Consider the following 17253-nt stretch of genomic DNA (forward strand, 5'->3'; position numbering starts at 1 on the left):
ACGATGTCGGCGTCGATGCAACCGCAGCCCTTTCCGGCCGAGTGGGCATCGCTGCTGGTGCTGGTGCCCCATCCCGACGATCCCGAGTACGGGATGGCCGCCGCCGTGGCCAAGTGGACCGCGGCGGGCAAGACCGTCCGCTACGCGCTGGCCTGCCGTGGCGAGGCCGGTATCGAGGGAATGCCACCGCAGCAGGCCGGGCCGCTCCGGGAGGCCGAGCAGCGGCGGGCGGCGGCTATCGTGGGTGTGCATCCGGAAGAGGGGGTCGACTTCTGGGACTTCCCCGACGGCGATATCCGTAACACGCCGGAGTTGCGCGCCAAGATCGCCGCGGTGATCACCGAGGTCCGCCCCGAGGTGGTGGTGAGCATCTACGGCGGCGCGCAGTTCGGCCCCAACGCCCCCAACCAACGCGACCACATCGAGTTCGCCGCCGCGGTCACCGACGTCTGGGACACCCTGGAGAAGCCGCCGCGCTGGCTGTTCCAGAACGGGCCTGACCCCACCCACCTCGAGGCCGTGGACGGCTACCTGGATGCTGCGGTAGACGCCCTGGCCGCGCACGAGGTGTATCTAGCTGTGCTCGATCCCGACACCCCGGTGCGCGAGCAGGCGCGCGCGGTGATCGACATGACGACACCGGCGCAGCATGGCGCGCGGGTGGCCGGGTTCAGTCTGCAACGGACCACGGCCCGATGAGCCGGCCGGTACTGCGGATCGGCGTGCTCGGCGCCGCGCGGATCACCCCGGTGGCGTTGCTGAAACCCGCTGCCGACAACCCCGAGGTGGTGGTGAGCGCGGTCGCGGCGCGTGACGCCGGGCGGGCGCGGGCGTTCGCCGCCAAGCACGGCATCGGTCGGGTCCACGACAGCTATGACGCGCTGATCGCCGACCCGGAGGTCGATGCGGTCTACAACCCGCTGCCCAACAACCTGCACGGGCGGTGGACGCGGGCGGCGCTGGCCGGCGGAAAGCACGTGCTGTGCGAAAAGCCGTTCACCGCCAATGCCGACGAGGCCCGCGAGATCGCGGCGGTCACGGCCAAGACCGACCGGGTCGTGATGGAGGCGTTCCACTACCGCTATCACCCGATGACATTGCGCATCGAGGAGATCATCGACTCGGGGGAGTTGGGAACGCTGCAGCGGGTGGAGGCCGCCCTGAGCTTCCCGCTGCCCCGGTTCTCCGACATCCGCTACGACCTCTCGCTGGCCGGCGGGGCGCTGATGGACGCCGGCTGTTACCCGGTGCACATGGTCCGCACCTTTGGCGGGGCGACGCCCGAAGTCGTCTCCGCGCAGGCGAAACTGCGCGACCGCCAGATCGACCGGGCCATGACCGCGCAGTTGCGGTTCCCGGCCGGGCATACCGGGGCGATTCGCTGCTCGCTGTGGTCGTCGAACCTGCTGCAGGTCAGCGCCCGCGTGATCGGTGATCGTGGCGAGCTGCGGGCGCTCAACCCGCTGATGCCGCAGTACTTTCACCGGTTGCGGGTCCGCTCGGAGCAGGGCGGGCGCGTCGAGCGGTTCGGCCACCGGGCGTCGTATGCCTATCAGCTCGATGCGTTCGCCGACGCCGTGCTGCGCGGCGTGCCGGTGCGGACCACGCCGGAGGACGCGATCGAGAACATGACCGTCATCGACGCGATCTACACCGCTGCCGGCCTTGCGGTGCGGCAACCCGGCTGAGCACGGAGCGACTTCCGGCTCGGGCTTCTTCAGGCGTCGTGGCCCGCTTCGATGTCGCCGACGTCGCAGAACGCCAGTAGGCCGCCGGTGCGCGGGGGTGCGTACCCGGCGATCGGTTCCAGCAGATAACCCAGGTGGTCGCCGAGTTCGATACGGCTCAGCGTCTTGCCGACGAACCATGCCGGCGCGTCGTCCAGGATCGGCATGCCGGCGGGGCCGCTGTGCCAGGAGCAGTGCTCGAATTTGTCGATGTCGTCCCCGGTTCGGCCGCCGAAAAGCCGGGCGAGCTCCATGTCACGGCGCGACAGGACATGAACGGCCAAATGGTCGGATCGGGCTGCGACCCTGAAGGTGTGGTTGCGTTCGGACATCCCGACCAGAAACCTCGGTGGCTGCAGGCTGGTTTGGGTGGCGAACCCGACCAGACAGCCCGAGGCATGACCGTCGGCCGCAGTGGTCACCACGAACATGGTGTAGTCCAGCATCGCGACCAGTCGCTGAAACGATTCGTCGTCCACCCGTCCATGATGTACCCGCTGGCGCCGGCGTGCCCGCGAACTGCCGCTCGGGCGCGCCTCGGTGGTGGATCGCGGCTAGGGAAACGCCAGCCGGAAGATGTTGAGCAGCACGGTGCCGAGTTGCCTGGGCAGCGAGCCGGTGTTGTACGGGATACCGTAACGCCGGCAGATGTCGCGCACTTCCGGCGCGAGCTCGGCGTAGCGGTGCGCGGGCAGGTCCGGGAACAGGTGGTGCTCGATCTGGTGGGACAAGTTGCCGGACAGGATGTGAAACAGCTTCCCGCCGTTCATGTTCGCGGTACCGAGGATCTGGCGGTAGTACCACATGCCGCGGGATTCGTCGCGGGCCTCCTCGATCGTGAAGACCCGGGCTCCGTCCGGGAAATGCCCACAGAACGTGATGGCGAAAGTCCACATGTTGCGGATCAGGTTCGCCGCCAGGTTGCCGGTCAACACGAACCGCCTCGATCGGCCGGCCAACAGCGGGAATGCGACGTAGTCCTTCAACACCTGACGGAAGACCTTGCGCACGATCACGCCCAGGGCTTCGCGTTTGTCGGTCATGGTGATCTCGTGGGGCATCCGCTCGATCTCCAGCTCGTAGCCCGCCAAACTGTATTGGAACAGCACGAAACCCAATAGCGCGTTGATCGGGTTGAGCAGTTTCAACCGATCCCAGGGCTGGTCTTTCTTCACCCGCAATACGGCGTAACCGATGTCGCGATCCAGGCCGATGATGTTGGTGTAGGTGTGGTGCAGGTAGTTGTGGGCGTAACGCCAGTGGTCGGACGGGCAGGCACTGTCCCACTCGAAGGTGGGGCCGTGCAGTGCCGGATCGCCCATCCAGTCGTACTGGCCGTGCATGACGTTGTGGCCGATCTCCCAGTTGTCGAGGATCTTCGACGCCGCGAGCATCGCGACGCCGCCCAGCCAGGCGGGTCGCCGGACGCCGGCGAACATCAGCACGCGACCGCCGACCTCCAGGGTGCGCTGTACCCGGACGATCCGGCGGATATAGGCGGCGTCCCGCTTGCCGAGGTCCGCCAGCTCCCGTGTCCTGATGGCGTCGAGTTCACGGCCCAGTGCATCGGCCTGGGCAGGGGTAAGCGTCAGCTCGGGTTGCGACATGGCTGCTCCTGCGGTGCTTTACAAGGCGAGTTCTACGTCGCCGACCGGAATCGACACGCAGATCTGGATGTCCTCGTCTGCAGCGTCCGAAAGCATCCCGGTGATCCGATTCTTCACCGTGCCAACGGTTTTTCGGCAGGTGCACGTCTTGCACAGACCCATCCGGCATCCGCTCGCCGGCTGCAGACCGGCGGATTCGGCCTGCAACAGCAGCGGCCGCCCGTCGTCGACCACCGTGACGTTGCTGCCGAGGAAGGTCACGCGGCCACCGGCCGGATCGGCGGCCGGCGCAAACCGCGGCGGCACGAAGTTCTCGGCGATCGCGTCGGCGCAGTGTTCTCGGACCGCCGCAACCAGCGCCGGCGGCCCGCAGACACACACCAGGTCGGGAGCCGGCATCGCCGCATTCAGGTGATCGGCCCCGAAGTGGCCTGTCAGATCGCCCGGCGCATTCGGCTCATGCGCGCGGGTGAACCCGTGCAGCACCCGCACGCCGGGCATGGCGGCAAGCTCATCGCGGTAGCAGGCCTCAGCGCAAGTGCGGGCATAGTGAACGAAGCTGATCTCGCCACCCGCGGCGACATGGCCTTCGGCCAGCAACGTGCGCAGCATCGACATCACCGGGGTGATGCCACTACCGCCGGAGATCAGCAGGATCCGCTGCGGCCGGACGGCCGGCAGCACGAAATCGCCACTGCCGCCGGTGAGCCCGACCACCAGACCCGGGCGGGCGTGATCGCGCAGGTAGCTCGAGACCAGTCCACCGTCGTGGAGGCCGACGGTCAGCTCGATGAGTCGCTGCCCCTCGGCATTGGCAGGCGAGTAACACCGAGTGTGGCGCCGCCCGTCGATGTCCACGGTGAGATTGAGGTGCTGCCCGGCTCGGAAGCCGGGAAACGCGGTGTTGGGCTGCAACGTCATGGTGACGCTGCGCGGCGTACTGCGATGCACCGCGATGACCTTCGCTCGCGCCTCGCCCGGCGACCAGGTCGGCGTTACCAGCTCGGTGTACCGGTCGATGCGGTGCGGCCAGGTCAGCACCTCGGCCAGGCTCGAGACCAGCGCACGGCGCTTGGAGACTTGTCTGGACATGGGGGAGGTCGATGCGCCTTTGACTGGAGATCAGCGGTCCATTTGCGTGGAGTATACGACGCGATGACCCACAGTCGGACGCCAGGGCTCGCGATGCTGGTTAGTTCAGTCCTGGTTGGTGAACGTCAGAATGCGAACTGGGTAGCGGCGTTCACCAGGTCGAGTAGCGGTTGCGGAAACACGCCCAGCACCACGGTGACCGCGGCACACAACGCGATCGCCGTCTTACTCCACACGCTGGGCTGCACCAGTTGCGGCGGGTTGTCGGGGGAGTCGGTGAAGAACATCAGCACGATCACCCGCACATAGAAGTAGGCGGCGACACCGCTGGCGATCACACCGATCACCACCAGCGGGACGGCGCCACTCTCGGCGGCCGCGGCGAACACAGCGAACTTGCTGATGAACCCACTGGTCAACGGGATGCCCGCAAACGCCAGCAGGAACATCGAAAACAGCAGTCCCACAATGGGATAACGCTGTCCTAATCCGGCCCATCGCGACATGTCGAGCTCTTCTTCACCGCCGGGCCCGCGGATCAGGTTCACGACGGCGAACGCGCCGACGGTGGAGAAGCTGTAGGCGGCCAGGTAGAACAGCGTCGATGAGACACCCGCCGGGATCGCCGCCAGCACACCGGTGAGCACGAAACCGACATGGGCGATCGAGGAGTAGGCCAGCATCCGCTTGATCTCGGTCTGGGTGATCGCCGCAATGGTGGCGACCACCATGGTCAGCACCGAGATCAGCCACAGCAGCGGGCGCCACTGGTCGTGCAGCGCCGGCAGTGCGACATAGACGATCCGCAGCATCGCCCCGAACGCGGCGACCTTGGTCGCGGCCGCCATGAAACCGGTGATCGGCGTCGGTGCGCCGACGTAGACGTCGGGGACCCAGGAGTGGAACGGCACCGCGCCGACCTTGAAGAACAGCCCCACCAACAGCAGTCCGGCGCCGATCAGCGCCAGCGGATCGTTGCTGTGCGAGAACAGCTGCTCGCCGATCTCGGACAACGTCAACGAGGCGGTGGTGCCGTAGAGCAGGGCGGCCCCGAACAAGAACAGCGCCGAGGAGAACGCGCCCAGCAGGAAGTACTTGAGTGCCGCCTCCTGCGACAGCAGCCGACGGTACCGGGCCAGCCCGCACAACAGATACAGCGGCAGCGAGAGCACCTCGAGGGCCACGAACATCGTCACCAGATCGTTGGCCGCCGGGAACACCATCATCCCGCCGATCGCCAGCATCGTCAGCGGGAACACCTCGGTCTGGATCATCCCGCTGCGGGCCGCGTCGAGTTCGGCGACGCTGCCCGGCACCGCCGAGGCCTGCGGGGTGAAGGAGTCCAGGCCTGCCTGCCCGCGGACGGCGAGCGACGCAGTGGGTGCGGTCGCGGCGCCGGGCCCCTCGGGAGCTCCCGCGCCGGTGTTGCGTTCGGCGATGAAGACGACGGCCATGATCCCGACCAGCAGCACGATGCCCTGCAGCACCAGCGCCGGCCGGTCGACGGCGACCGCGCCGAGCACCGTGATGTGGCCGTCGGCCGGCAGATCACGTCCCACGGCGACAAGGCTGATGAACGCTGCGGCCAATCCGCCGATGGCGAGCAGAACCTGCATCAGATAGCGCGCCCGTCGCGCCGCGAACGCCTCGAACAGCACGCCGGTGACCGCGGTGCCGAAGACGATCAGCAGCGGCAACAACAGGTCGTACTCGATGTGGGGTGTTGGCATGCCCGACATGGTCAGTGCGCCCCCTCAGCGGTCAGCGGTGCCGGGTCGGTCTCACCGATCGTGGTCAAGGTGTGCGCGACGCCCGGATTGATGATGTCGAGCACCGGTTTCGGGTAGAAGCCCAAGAACACCAGCAACGCGATCAACGGCGCGACGACGACGAGCTCGCGGGGTACCAGATCTCGGATGCGTTCGTTGCCCTCGGTGACCGGACCGGTCATCACCCGCTGATACAGCCACAACATGTAGATCGACGACAGCACCAGCGCGGTGCTGCCGACGGCCGCCGCCAGCCAGTACCGGTTGAAGGTGCCCACCAATACCAGGAATTCGCTGATGAACGGGGCCAGCCCGGGCAGCGACAGGGTCGCCATCGCCGCGACCATGAAGGTACCGGCCATCACCGGGGCCACCTTCTGCACGCCGCCGTAGTCGGCGATCGCCCGGGTGCCACCGCGCCGAGAGATCAGGAACCCGGCGATCAGGAACAGTGCCGCGGTCGACAACCCGTGGTTGAGCATGTACAGCGTGGAACCGCTCTGGCCCTGGCTGGTCATCACGAAGATGCCCAGGATGATGAAGCCGAAGTGCGAGATCGACGTGTAGGCGATCAGCCGCATGATGTCGCGCTGGCCGATCGCCACCATCGCCCCGTAGACCACCCCGATCACCGCCAACACGATGATCGCCGGACGGAAATACGTTGAGGCGTCGGGGAACAGCTGCAGACAGTAGCGCAGCATGCCGAAGGTCCCCACCTTGTCCATGACCGCCATCATCAGCACCGCGGTGGCTGGGGTGGATTCCACCGCGGCGTCGGGCAGCCACCGGTGCAGCGGCCACAGTGGCGCCTTGACCGCGAACGCGAACATGAACCCGGCGAACAGAAGTTTGAGCACGCCCGGATCCACCGTGGTGGTGGCGGACGAGAACAACGAGACCAGTTCGCGGAAATCGAAGGTGCCGCCCGACGTGCCCTCCCGGGCGCTCACCATGTACACGCCGATCACCGCGGCCAGCATGATCAGGCCGCCGAACAGGTTGTACAGCAGGAACTTCAATGCCGCTTGGGAACGCTTGGCGCCGTTGCCGAAGCCGCCGATCATGAAGTACATCGGGATCAGCATCGCCTCGAAGAAGACGTAGAACAGCAGTACGTCCAGCGAGACCAGCGAGATCAGCACCATCGCCTCGACGGCTAGGGTGAGTGCGGCGAAGGCGTGCGGCCCGCGGCCTGACGATCGCAAGCGCGGCGGAGCCTGCGGAGTCGGGCGCTGCGGGTCGTCAGCATCGGCACCGCGCTTACCCTCGCCGTCGTTCCAGCCGGCAAGCATCAGCAGCGGCACCAGCCCGGCAGTCAGCAACGCCAGCACCACCGCGATACCGTCGACACCGAGCGTGTAGCGCGCCCCGAAAGCCGGTATCCAGGCATGGGATTCGACGAACTGATACGGGGCGGCGACCGGGGTGGTGTCGAACTCGACGGTGATCACCACCGCTATCGCCAGCGTCACCAGGCTCACCAGCAGGCCGGTCAGCTTCGCCAGTCGCGCCGCTCCGGCCGGCAGCGCGATCACGGCGCCGGCACCGACCAGGGGCACCAACCAGAGCAGGCTCAGCCAGGGCAGGTTCATGTTCACAGTTGCACCGCCAGGACTACCGCGACGACCAGCACCGCGCCGGCCAGCATGGTCAGCGCATAGGAGCGCACGAACCCGGTCTGCAAGCGCCGCATCAAAAGCGATGCGAGCGCGACCAACCCGGCTCCGGTGTTGACCGAGCCGTCCACCACCCGGTCGTCGACGTCGACCAGGGCTTGCGCCAGTCGGTTACCCGGACGCATGAACACCTCCTCGTTGAAGGCATCGCCGTAGAGATACTGGCGGGCGGCCACCGTCAGGGGCGACACGTCGGTGGGCTCGGTGATGGGTATCGGCTTACGGCCGTACCTGCGGTAGGCCACCGCCACCCCGAGCAGCACGACCCCCAGCGTGATGGCACCGGTGAGCCAGGCCGGGATGAGATGCGCCGCTTCGTGGCCGGCCGCCGCGGCCCCGGTCACCACCGGTTCCAGCCAGTGCTCGAGGCGACCGCCGATGGCCAGCGCGGCTCCGGAGAACACGGCGCCGACGGCCAGCACGATCATCGGCCAGGTCATCACCCGCGGGGACTCGTGCGGATGTTGCAGCGCCCGTTCGTGGCTCACCTCGCTCTCGTCCGCCGCCCAGCGACGCTCACCGCCGAATGTCATCAGCATCACCCGGGTCATGTAGAACGCGGTGATCCCGGCACCCAGGATGGTCACCGCGCCCAAGATCCAGCCTCGCGTCCCGCCGGTTGCCAGCGCGGCCTCGATGATCGCGTCCTTTGACCAATAGCCGGCGAACGGCGGCACCCCGATGATCGCCAGATAGCACAGGCCGAACGTCACGAACGTCACCGGCATGAAGGCACGCAGCGCGCCGTAGCGGCGCATGTCCTGTTCGTCGTTCATCCCGTGCATCACCGACCCCGAGCCCAGGAACAGTCCGGCCTTGAAGAAACCGTGGGTGAGCAGGTGCATGATCGCGACGGCGTAGCCGGCCGGGCCGAGGCCCGCGGCCAGCACCATGTAGCCGATCTGGCTGACGGTGGAGGCGGCCAGCGCCCGCTTGATGTCGTCTTTGGCGCAGCCGATGATCGCACCGAACAGCAGCGTGATCGCACCGACCACCACGACCGCGAGGCGCGCGTCGGCGGACAGGTCGAACACCGGGCCGGACCGCACGATCAGGTACACCCCGGCGGTCACCATGGTGGCGGCGTGGATCAGCGCCGACACCGGGGTGGGGCCCTCCATCGCGTCGAACAACCAGGCCTGCAGCGGAACCTGCGCGGACTTGGCGCACGCGCCCAGCAACAGCAGCAACCCGATGGCGGTGGTCCACCCGCTGGACCCGGCCTCTTCGACCGCGCCGAACAGCCCGTCGAACGACAGCGTGCCGAAGCCGGCGAACATCACGAACATGGCCAGCGACAGCCCGATGTCGCCGACCCGGTTGGACACGAATGCCTTCTTGCCGGCCGCCGCCGCGACCGGCCGCGCGTACCAGAACCCGATCAGCAGGTAGGACGCCAGGCCGACACCTTCCCAGCCGACGTAGAGGCCCAAATAGTTGTCGGCGACGACCAGCAGCAGCATCGCGGCGACGAACAGGTTCAGGTAGGCGAAAAAGCGTCGCCGGTCGGGGTCGTGCTTCATGTAGCCGATCGAGTAGATGTGGATCAGCGCGCCGACCCCACTGATCAGCAACACGAAGCAGATCGACAGTTGATCGATCAGGATCCCGAAGTCGACCTGCAGCGCACCGACCGGCACCCAGCTGAACAGGTGGCTGTGAATCGCCCGGTCCTCGCCGCTGCGGCCCAGCATCTCGGCCAGCAACGCGAGCCCGATCCCGAACGTGGAGAGCACCGCGGCACAGGCCAGCAGGTGTCCCCAGCGGTCGGTCCGTCGCCCGCCGAGCAGCAGGATCAACGCGCCGGCCGCCGGCAGGGCCACCAGCAGCCAGCTCAGCTGGCTCAGATTCGTCATAGAGCTTCCCAACTCCTAGCCGCGCAGTAAGTTCGCGTCGTCGACCGACACGGATCGCCGGGCCCGGAAGATCGTCATGATGATGGCCAGGCCGATAACGACCTCGCAGGCGGCGACGACCATCGTGAAGAAGGCCACCATCTGGCCGTCGAGCGCCGAGTGCAGTCGGGCGAAGGTGACGAACGCCAGATTGGCGGCGTTGAGCATCAGCTCGACGCACATGAACATCACCAACGCGTTGCGCCGCAACATCACTCCGGTGGCGCCGAGGGTGAACAGCATCGCCGACAGGTAGAGATAGTTCTCCGGGTTCACTGGCCTGATTCCTCCCCGTTGCTCGCCGGAGCCATACGCCGCTCCGCAGCATCGTCGTCGGCGTGGGCCGCGTTGCCGGTGGCGCCGACCCAGCGGTGCTGCAAGGTGTCCGACACCGACAGCTCCGAGTAGGAGCCGTCGGGCAGTCGCGCGGCGATGTCCACGGCGTTGTGGCGGGCGTAGACGCCCGGCGTCGGCAGCGGGGTGGGGCGGTTGCCGGACCGGAAGCGCAGGATGGACAGCTCCCGCTGCGTCAGCCGCGGTTGCAGCCGCTCCCGATGCGTCAACACCATGGCCGCGACCACCGCGGTGATCAGCAGCGCACTGGTGAGTTCGAAGGCCCACAGGTAACGGGTGAAGATCAGCGCCGCCAGCCCCTCGACGTTGCCCTGGCCCACCATGCCGGAGTCGGCCGAGCCGCCGGTGGCCGGGGCGCCGATTCCGCGCAGGTGCATCGTCGCGCCGCCGATCCCGGCGATCAGCAGCACCCCGAAACCGATCCCGGCGAGGGTCGAGGCGATCCGCTGGCCGCGCAGCGTCTCCACCAGTGACTCGGCGGAGTCGACCCCGATCAGCATCATCACGAACAGGAACAGCATCATCACCGCGCCGGTGTAGACCACGATCTGCACCACGCCGAGGAACATCGCGTCCTGGACGAAGTAGAAAACGGCCAGCGAGAGCATCGTCATCGCCAGGAACAGTGCCGAATACACCGCTTTGGCGGCGGTGACGACCCCGACGGCGCCGACCAGGGCCAGGGCGCCGAGGACCCAGAAGGTCACCGCCTCCCCGGTGGAGGTGCGGACGACGATGTCGGAGGCAAGCAGTGCGGCGTCCATCAGGCTTTGCCCTGTTTCTTCCGGTCCAGCATGACGAACAGGTCCGGGTTCTCGTCGAGCCCATCCGGGCCGACCCTGCCCAGGTAGTAGTCCTTCTCGGTGGCGCCGGGCGGCATCGGGTGCGGCGGTGCGGTCATGTCGGGCTCCAGCGGCGCCAGCAGCTGGTGACGTTCCAAGATCAGGTCGGCTCGGTTGTCCGCGGCCATCTCGTAGTCGTTGGTCATGGTCAGCGCGCGCGTCGGGCAGGCTTCGATGCACAGTCCGCAGCCGATGCAGCGCAGATAGTTGATCTGGTAGACCCGGCCGTAGCGTTCGCCGGGCGAGAAGCGTTCGTCGTCGGTGTTGTCGGCGGCCTCCACGTAGATGGCATCGGCCGGGCATGCCCACGCGCACAGTTCGCAGCCGATGCACTTCTCCAACCCGTCCGGATGCCGGTTGAGCTGGTGGCGGCCGTGATAGCGCCGCGCCGTCGGCTTCTTCTGCTCCGGGTAGCCGTCATTGATCGGCCGCCTGAACATCGTTCGCCAGGTGACGCCGAACCCGGCGAGCGCGTCTCTGAGCTTAGCCATTGACATCCTCCTTGACCCGCGGTGAATTTCGCTGCGGCAGCGGTGGTGTCGGAAAAGAACCTTCGGATGCGACGACCGGCTCAGACGCGGGCTCGTCCGGCACGGTGTTCACCGCGCTGAAGCGGCGGTGCAACACCGCCAGCACCAGCAGCGTGGTGAGTGTGCTGATAGCGATCAGCACCGCCTCCCAGTGCTGGTAGCCCTCGTTGCCCAGGCTGCGCATCACCGCCGCGAGCAGCACCCACAGCAGCGCCACCGGGATCAGGATCTTCCAGCCCAGCGCCATGAACTGGTCGTATCGCAGCCGGGGCAGGGTGGCGCGCAGCCAGATGTACATGAAGATGAATCCCCACACCTTGGCGGTGAACCACAGCAGCGGCCACCATCCCTGGTTGGCGCCGGCCCACAGGTTCAGCGGGAACGGCGCGTGCCAGCCGCCGAAGAACAACGTGACGGCCAACGCCGAAACCGTGGTGATGTTGATGTATTCGGCCAGGAAGAACAGCGCGAACTTCAACGACGAGTACTCGGTGTGGAATCCGCCGACGAGCTCGCCCTCGGCTTCGGGCAGATCGAACGGCGCCCGGTTGGTCTCACCGACCATCGCGGTCAGATAGACCATGAACGACGGCAGCAGCAGGAACGCGAACCAGATCCGGTCCTGGGCGGCCACGATGCTCGAGGTGGACATCGTCCCGGCGTAGAGGAACACCGACGCGAACGACAATCCCATCGCGACTTCGTAGGAGATCACCTGCGCGGTGGAGCGGATGCCGCCCAACAGCGGGTACGGCGACCCGGACGACCAGCCGGCCAGGATGATGCCGTACACCCCGATCGAGGACATCGCCAAGATGAACAACACCGCGATCGGCAGGTCGGCCAGTTGCAGATCGGTGCGATGGCCCAAGATGCTGACCTCCGGGCCGAACGGGATCACCGCGAACGCGGTGATCGCCGGCACCGTCGAGATGACCGGAGCCATCACGTAGATCGCCCGGTCGACGCCGGCGGGGACGATGTCCTCCTTGAGGGCCAGCTTGATGCCGTCGGCAAGGCTCTGCAGCCAGCCCTTCGGTCCGACCCGGTTGGGGCCGGGCCGCATCTGCATGCGCGCCAGCACCTTTCGTTCGATGACGATGGCGAACAGCACTGTCAGTACCAGGAATGCGAAGACGGCCAGCACTTTGGCCAGCACCAGCCACCAGGGAGTGCTCATGATCTGCGTCCAATCCGTACCACCGCCCCGGGGCCGACCCCGAGATTGCGGTGCACCGCTGAGCCAGAGGAATTCATCGGCAGCCACACCACCCGGTCCGGCATCTCGGTGATGACCAGCGGCAGGGCGACCTCTCCGTGCTCGGTGCCGACCGTGATCTGATCGCCGGCCGCGACACCGATCTCGGTGGCGGTCGGCGCCGAGAGCCGCGCCACCGGTTTGCGGGCGGTACCGGCAAGGTTCGGCTCGCCGGCCTGCATCAGCCCGTTGTCGAGCAGCATGCGCCAGCTGGCCAGCACGGCTTCACCGGAGCCCGGCTGCCCGGGCCGGCCCGCCGCCACGTCGGGGGAGGCCACCCGTTCGCCGTTCCAGGCGCCCAACCGGGTCAGCTCCTCGCGCGCCGCCGCCACAGTGGGAAGCCCGAGGTCGACGCCCATCTCCTCGGCGAGCGCGTCGAGCACCCGCACGTCGGACAGGGTGCCGCGCTCATCCAGGGCGGCGCCGAACCGACGGGGCCGGCCCTCCCAGTTGAGGTAGGTGCCGGTCTTCTCGACCGCCGCCGCGATCGGCAGCACCACGTCGGCGCGTTCGGTGACCTCGCTGCGCCGCAACTCGATGCTCACCAGGAATCCGACCGAGTCCAGGGCGGCCACCGCCGCGGCCGGGTCGGCCAGGTCACCGGGTTCGATCCCGCCGACCAGCAGCGCCCCCAGTGTCCCGTCGGCGGCAGCCGCCAGGATGGCGTCGGTGTCACGCCCGGGCTGGGACGGCAGCTCGTCGGGGCCGTCGAGGCCCCAGGCCCGTGCCACCTCGGCCCGTGCGGATGCATCGCCGAGTGGGCGTCCGCCCGGCAGCAGGCCGGCCAGGGCGCCGCTGTCGAGCGCGCCGCGCTCCCCGGCGCGCCGCGGCACCCATGCCAGCCGCGCCCCGGTCGCCTCGGCCAGCCGAACCGCTGCGGACAGCGCGCCGGGCGAGCCCGCCAGCCGCTCGCCGACCAGCACCACCGCACCGGGTTGGCGCAGCTTTTCGTTGAGCTCGGCATGGCTGGAGCCGTCGAGGATGCCGTCCAGCGCCGCCGCCTCACCGCCCGGAGCGGTCGGCAGCAGGGTGCCGAACATCTTGGTCAGCGCGCGGTCGGCGAACGGCGCGACGGCGAACACGCCGGCGCCCTTCTTGCGGGCGGCCTTGCGCAACCGCAGGAAGATGATCGGCGACTCTTCCTCGGGCTCCAGGCCGACCAGCAGCACCGTGGCAGCGGTTTCCAGGTCGGCGTAGCTCACGCCGATTCCGCTGCCGGCCACCCGGGCGGCCAGGAACGCGGCTTCCTCGGCGGACAGGGTACGCGCCCGGAAGTCGATGTCGTCGCCGCGCAGCGCCACCCGGGTGAACTTGGCGTAACCGTAGGCGTCCTCGGCGGTCACCCGGCCGCCCACCAGTACGCCGGTGCGTTCGCGCGCCGCGGCCAGGCCGCGCGCCGCTACCGCCAGCGCATGCGGCCACGAGGTGGGGACTAGCTCGCCCCTGTCGTCGCGCACCAGCGGGGTGCTGATCCGGTCGGGCTGGACGGCGTAGGTGAACGCCCAGCGCCCTTTGTCGCAGTTCCACTCTTCGTTGACGTCCGGGTCGTCGCCGGCCATCCGCCGCATCACCTTGCCGCGGCGGTGGTCGGTGCGCTGGGCGCACCCGGACGCGCAGTGCTCGCAGACGCTGGGGGACGACACCAGGTCGAACGGGCGGGCCCGGAACCGGTATGAGGCACCCGTCAGTGCGCCCACCGGGCAGATCTGCACGGTATTGCCGGAGAAGTAGGAGTCGAACGGCGTCTCGGTGTAGATGGCGACCTGCTGCAGGGCGCCGCGGTCCATCATCTCGATGAACTTGTCCCCGGCGATCTCGTCGGCGAACCGGGTGCAGCGCGCACACAGGATGCAGCGATCGCGGTCCAGCAGCACCTGCGAGGAGATGTTGATCGGCTTGGGGTAGGTGCGTTTGGCCTCTTCGAAGCGGGTCTCGGTGCGGCCATGGGTCATCGCCTGGTTCTGCAGCGGGCATTCACCGCCCTTGTCGCAGGTCGGGCAGTCCAGCGGGTGGTTGATCAGCAGCAGTTCCATCACCAGGTGCTGGGCTCGATCGGCTTCGGCGGAGGTGTGTTGGGTGCGCACCACCATGCCCTCGGCCGCGGCAACCGCGCAGGAGGGCTGCGGCTTGCGCTGGCCCTCCACCTCGACCATGCACTGCCGGCACCAGGCGACCGGGTCCAGCAGCGGGTGATCGCAGAACCGTGGGATCTCGATGCCCAGTTGCTCGGCGGCCCGGATGATCAGGGTGCCCTTGGGCACGGTGACCTGCTGGTCGTCGATGGTGAAAGTCACCGACTCCGGGTTCGCCTGACGGTCTGGCCCGGTCATGCCGCACCGCCGTCGGATCCGTTAGGCACGAACATGCTCGCTTTCGGGTCGAACGGACAGCCCCCGTCAAGGTGGGCGATGTATTCGTCACGGAAGTACTCGATCGATGACTTCACCGGCATCGCAGCGCCATCCCCCAAGGCGCAGAAGGATTTTCCGAACAGCACGTCAGCGATATCCAGCAAGGTGTCGAGGTCTTCGGGTGTGCCGCGGCCGGTCTCCAGCCGCTCGTAGATCGGCACCAGCCAATAGGTGCCCTCCCGGCAGGGCGTGCACTTGCCGCAGGACTCGTGCTTGTAGAACTCCGACCAGCGCCGGGCCGCGCGCACCACGCAGGTGGTCTCATCAAAGATCTGTAATGCTTTGGTGCCCAACATCGAACCGGCTGACACCATACCCTCGTAGTCCAGCGGTATATCGAGATGTTGATCGGTCAGCAGCGGGGTCGACGACCCGCCGGGCGTCCAGAACTTCAGCCGGTTACCGTCGCGAATCCCGCCGGCGTACTCCAGCAGTTCGCGCAGCGTGATGCCGAGCGGAGCCTCGTACTGGCCGGGCCGATTCACGTGCCCGGACAGCGAATACAGCGTATAGCCGCGGGACTTCTCGGTGCCCATCGACCGGAACCAGTCCGCCCCGTTACGCAGAATCGACGGCACACTGGCAATGGATTCGACGTTGTTGACCACCGTGGGGGAGGCGTAGAGCCCGGCGACCGCCGGGAAGGGCGGGCGCAGCCGCGGCTGGCCCCGGTAGCCCTCCAGCGAGTCGATCAGTGCGGTCTCCTCGCCGCAGATGTAGGCGCCCGCCCCGGCGTGCACGGTGATGTCGAGGTCGAAGCCGGTGCCGCCGATGTCCGTCCCCAGCAGCCCCGCCGCGTACGCCTCGGCCACCGCGTTGTGCAGTCGGCGCAGGATCGGCAGTACCTCGCCGCGCACATAGATGAAGGCGTGGCGGGCGCGGATCGCGTGGCTGCAGATGATCATGCCCTCGATGAGCACGTGCGGCGTCGCCAGCAGCAGCGGGATGTCCTTGCAGGTACCGGGCTCGGATTCATCGGCGTTGACCAACAGATAGTGCGGTTTGGCGCCCGCGCCCTCGGTGCCCTGCGGCACGAACGACCACTTGGTCCCGGTGGAGAACCCGGCACCGCCGCGGCCGCGCAGCCCGGAATCCTTGACCAGCTCGATGACATCGTCGGGAGCCATGGCCAGCGCCCGCTGCATGCCCTGGTAGCCGCCGTGGCGACGATAGGTTTCCAGCGTCCAGGATTCGGGGTCGTCCCAGTAGCTGCTCAACACCGGGGTCAGCGGCGTCGCCGCGGTGGCGGAGCTGGATGGGGAAGTCACTGTCCGCTCCTGTCGGTGTCGGATTCCGGAGCGGCCATGCCGTGCTCGTGGGCGAATCGCAGCCCGGCCAGCGTCGGCCCGGCCGGGCCCCCCTGGCCGTCGTCGGGACGATCGTCAGCGAATCCGGCCAGCACCCGGGCGGTTTCGCGGAAACTGGTCAGCGGCAGCCCGCGGCTGGGCCGCACCTCGCCACCGGAGCGCAGCGCATCGGTCAGATCGCGCGCCGACTCCGGGGTCTGCTGGTCGAAGAACTCCCAGTTGACCATCACCACCGGGGCGCAGTCGCAGGCGGCGTTGCACTCGATGCGCTCCAGCGTGACCTTGCCGTCGGCGGTGGTCTGCGTGTCGTTGACGTCCAGATGCTCCTTGAGGGCGTCGAAAATGGCGTCGCCGCCCATCACCGCGCACAGCGTGTTGGTGCACACGCCCACCAGGTACTCGCCGGTCGGTTTGCGCCGGTACATCGAGTAGAACGAGGCGACGCCGGCGACGTCGGCGCCGGTCAGGCCGAGCACGTCGGCCACGAATGACAGGCCGGCCGGGGTGATGTAGGAGTCCTCGGCTTGGACCAGATGCAGCAGCGGCAGGATCGCCGAGCGTGGCTGCGGGTAGCGACCGATGATCTCCTTGGCGTCGGCCTCCAGACGCGCACGCACCTCATCGGAGTAGCTGCGCGGCGCATCGGGGTGGTTGAACTGGTTCGGTTCCTCCGGTGGCCGGCCCAGTTGCAGAAACACCCGGTTGCCGTCGGTGCCGGCGGTCGCCGGCATCAGCCGCCCGCGTCCGGTCTTGTTGACTTCTTTTCTTTCCAGGCCGCCCGT

15 protein-coding genes are annotated in these 17253 nt (G+C 67.9%); 2 read left to right on the forward strand and 13 right to left on the reverse strand.

Annotated elements, in window-relative coordinates; all coding sequences use genetic code 11:
- The first annotated feature begins 3 nt into the window (after nucleotides 1-3).
- Together G6N19_RS15865 and G6N19_RS15870 are read left to right on the forward strand one after the other, a co-directional pair.
- Nucleotides 4-699 (forward strand): PIG-L deacetylase family protein, encoded by a 696-nt coding sequence (locus G6N19_RS15865; RefSeq protein WP_109559343.1) that lies wholly within the window; start codon nucleotides 4-6, stop codon nucleotides 697-699.
- Nucleotides 696-1688 carry a Gfo/Idh/MocA family protein gene (locus tag G6N19_RS15870; protein WP_193465282.1) on the forward strand — a complete coding sequence of 331 codons (993 nt, stop codon included), beginning with the start codon at nucleotides 696-698 and terminating at the stop codon, nucleotides 1686-1688. The genes G6N19_RS15865 and G6N19_RS15870 overlap by 4 nt, the downstream gene beginning before the upstream one ends.
- Before the next feature lie 29 nt (nucleotides 1689-1717).
- On the opposite strand, the gene G6N19_RS15875 is transcribed toward G6N19_RS15870, so the two are convergent.
- The 13 genes from G6N19_RS15875 to nuoE form a co-directional block, all read right to left on the reverse strand.
- A complete protein-coding gene (locus G6N19_RS15875; RefSeq protein WP_193465283.1) occupies nucleotides 1718-2206 on the reverse strand; it encodes a flavin reductase family protein in 489 nt (162 codons plus the stop codon).
- 75 nt (nucleotides 2207-2281) lie between these two features.
- Nucleotides 2282-3334 carry a fatty acid desaturase family protein gene (locus G6N19_RS15880; protein ID WP_193465284.1) on the reverse strand — a complete coding sequence of 351 codons (1053 nt, stop codon included), beginning with the start codon at nucleotides 3332-3334 and terminating at the stop codon, nucleotides 2282-2284.
- An 18-nt stretch (nucleotides 3335-3352) separates the two neighbouring features.
- Nucleotides 3353-4426, reverse strand: coding sequence for a ferredoxin reductase (locus G6N19_RS15885; protein WP_193465285.1), 1074 nt, complete (start codon nucleotides 4424-4426; stop codon nucleotides 3353-3355).
- Nucleotides 4427-4551: 125 nt separating this feature from the next.
- Nucleotides 4552-6165 carry an NADH-quinone oxidoreductase subunit NuoN gene (gene nuoN, locus G6N19_RS15890; protein ID WP_193465286.1) on the reverse strand — a complete coding sequence of 538 codons (1614 nt, stop codon included), beginning with the start codon at nucleotides 6163-6165 and terminating at the stop codon, nucleotides 4552-4554.
- 2 nt (nucleotides 6166-6167) lie between these two features.
- The gene (locus G6N19_RS15895; protein ID WP_083035803.1) at nucleotides 6168-7790 is read right to left on the reverse strand and encodes an NADH-quinone oxidoreductase subunit M; all 1623 of its coding nucleotides are present in this window, start codon (nucleotides 7788-7790) and stop codon (nucleotides 6168-6170) included.
- Between the two features lie 2 nt (nucleotides 7791-7792).
- Nucleotides 7793-9730 (reverse strand): NADH-quinone oxidoreductase subunit L, encoded by a 1938-nt coding sequence (gene nuoL, locus G6N19_RS15900; protein WP_193465287.1) that lies wholly within the window; start codon nucleotides 9728-9730, stop codon nucleotides 7793-7795.
- Between the two features lie 15 nt (nucleotides 9731-9745).
- Nucleotides 9746-10045 (reverse strand): NADH-quinone oxidoreductase subunit NuoK, encoded by a 300-nt coding sequence (nuoK, locus tag G6N19_RS15905; protein WP_013829798.1) that lies wholly within the window; start codon nucleotides 10043-10045, stop codon nucleotides 9746-9748.
- Nucleotides 10042-10887: an NADH-quinone oxidoreductase subunit J gene (locus G6N19_RS15910; protein ID WP_193465288.1), complete on the reverse strand. Its 846-nt coding sequence runs from the start codon at nucleotides 10885-10887 to the stop codon at nucleotides 10042-10044. Before G6N19_RS15910 ends, nuoK begins: the two co-directional genes overlap by 4 nt.
- Nucleotides 10887-11462 carry an NADH-quinone oxidoreductase subunit NuoI gene (gene nuoI, locus G6N19_RS15915; RefSeq protein ID WP_408632446.1) on the reverse strand — a complete coding sequence of 192 codons (576 nt, stop codon included), beginning with the start codon at nucleotides 11460-11462 and terminating at the stop codon, nucleotides 10887-10889. Before nuoI ends, G6N19_RS15910 begins: the two co-directional genes overlap by 1 nt.
- Nucleotides 11449-12675, reverse strand: a complete 1227-nt coding sequence (nuoH, locus tag G6N19_RS15920) for an NADH-quinone oxidoreductase subunit NuoH (protein WP_013829795.1) — start codon at nucleotides 12673-12675, stop codon at nucleotides 11449-11451. The genes nuoI and nuoH overlap by 14 nt, the downstream gene beginning before the upstream one ends.
- A complete protein-coding gene (locus tag G6N19_RS15925) occupies nucleotides 12672-15083 on the reverse strand; it encodes an NADH-quinone oxidoreductase subunit G (RefSeq protein ID WP_193465289.1) in 2412 nt (803 codons plus the stop codon). The genes nuoH and G6N19_RS15925 overlap by 4 nt, the downstream gene beginning before the upstream one ends.
- The gene (gene nuoF / locus G6N19_RS15930; protein WP_013829793.1) at nucleotides 15080-16432 is read right to left on the reverse strand and encodes an NADH-quinone oxidoreductase subunit NuoF; all 1353 of its coding nucleotides are present in this window, start codon (nucleotides 16430-16432) and stop codon (nucleotides 15080-15082) included. Before nuoF ends, G6N19_RS15925 begins: the two co-directional genes overlap by 4 nt.
- Nucleotides 16429-17202 carry an NADH-quinone oxidoreductase subunit NuoE gene (gene nuoE, locus G6N19_RS15935; RefSeq protein WP_083036097.1) on the reverse strand — a complete coding sequence of 258 codons (774 nt, stop codon included), beginning with the start codon at nucleotides 17200-17202 and terminating at the stop codon, nucleotides 16429-16431. The genes nuoF and nuoE overlap by 4 nt, the downstream gene beginning before the upstream one ends.
- Between the last annotated feature and the right edge of the window lie 51 nt (nucleotides 17203-17253).

The sequence above is a fragment of the Mycobacterium novum genome (assembly GCF_010726505.1).
Taxonomy (GTDB): Bacteria; Actinomycetota; Actinomycetes; order Mycobacteriales; family Mycobacteriaceae; genus Mycobacterium; species Mycobacterium algericum.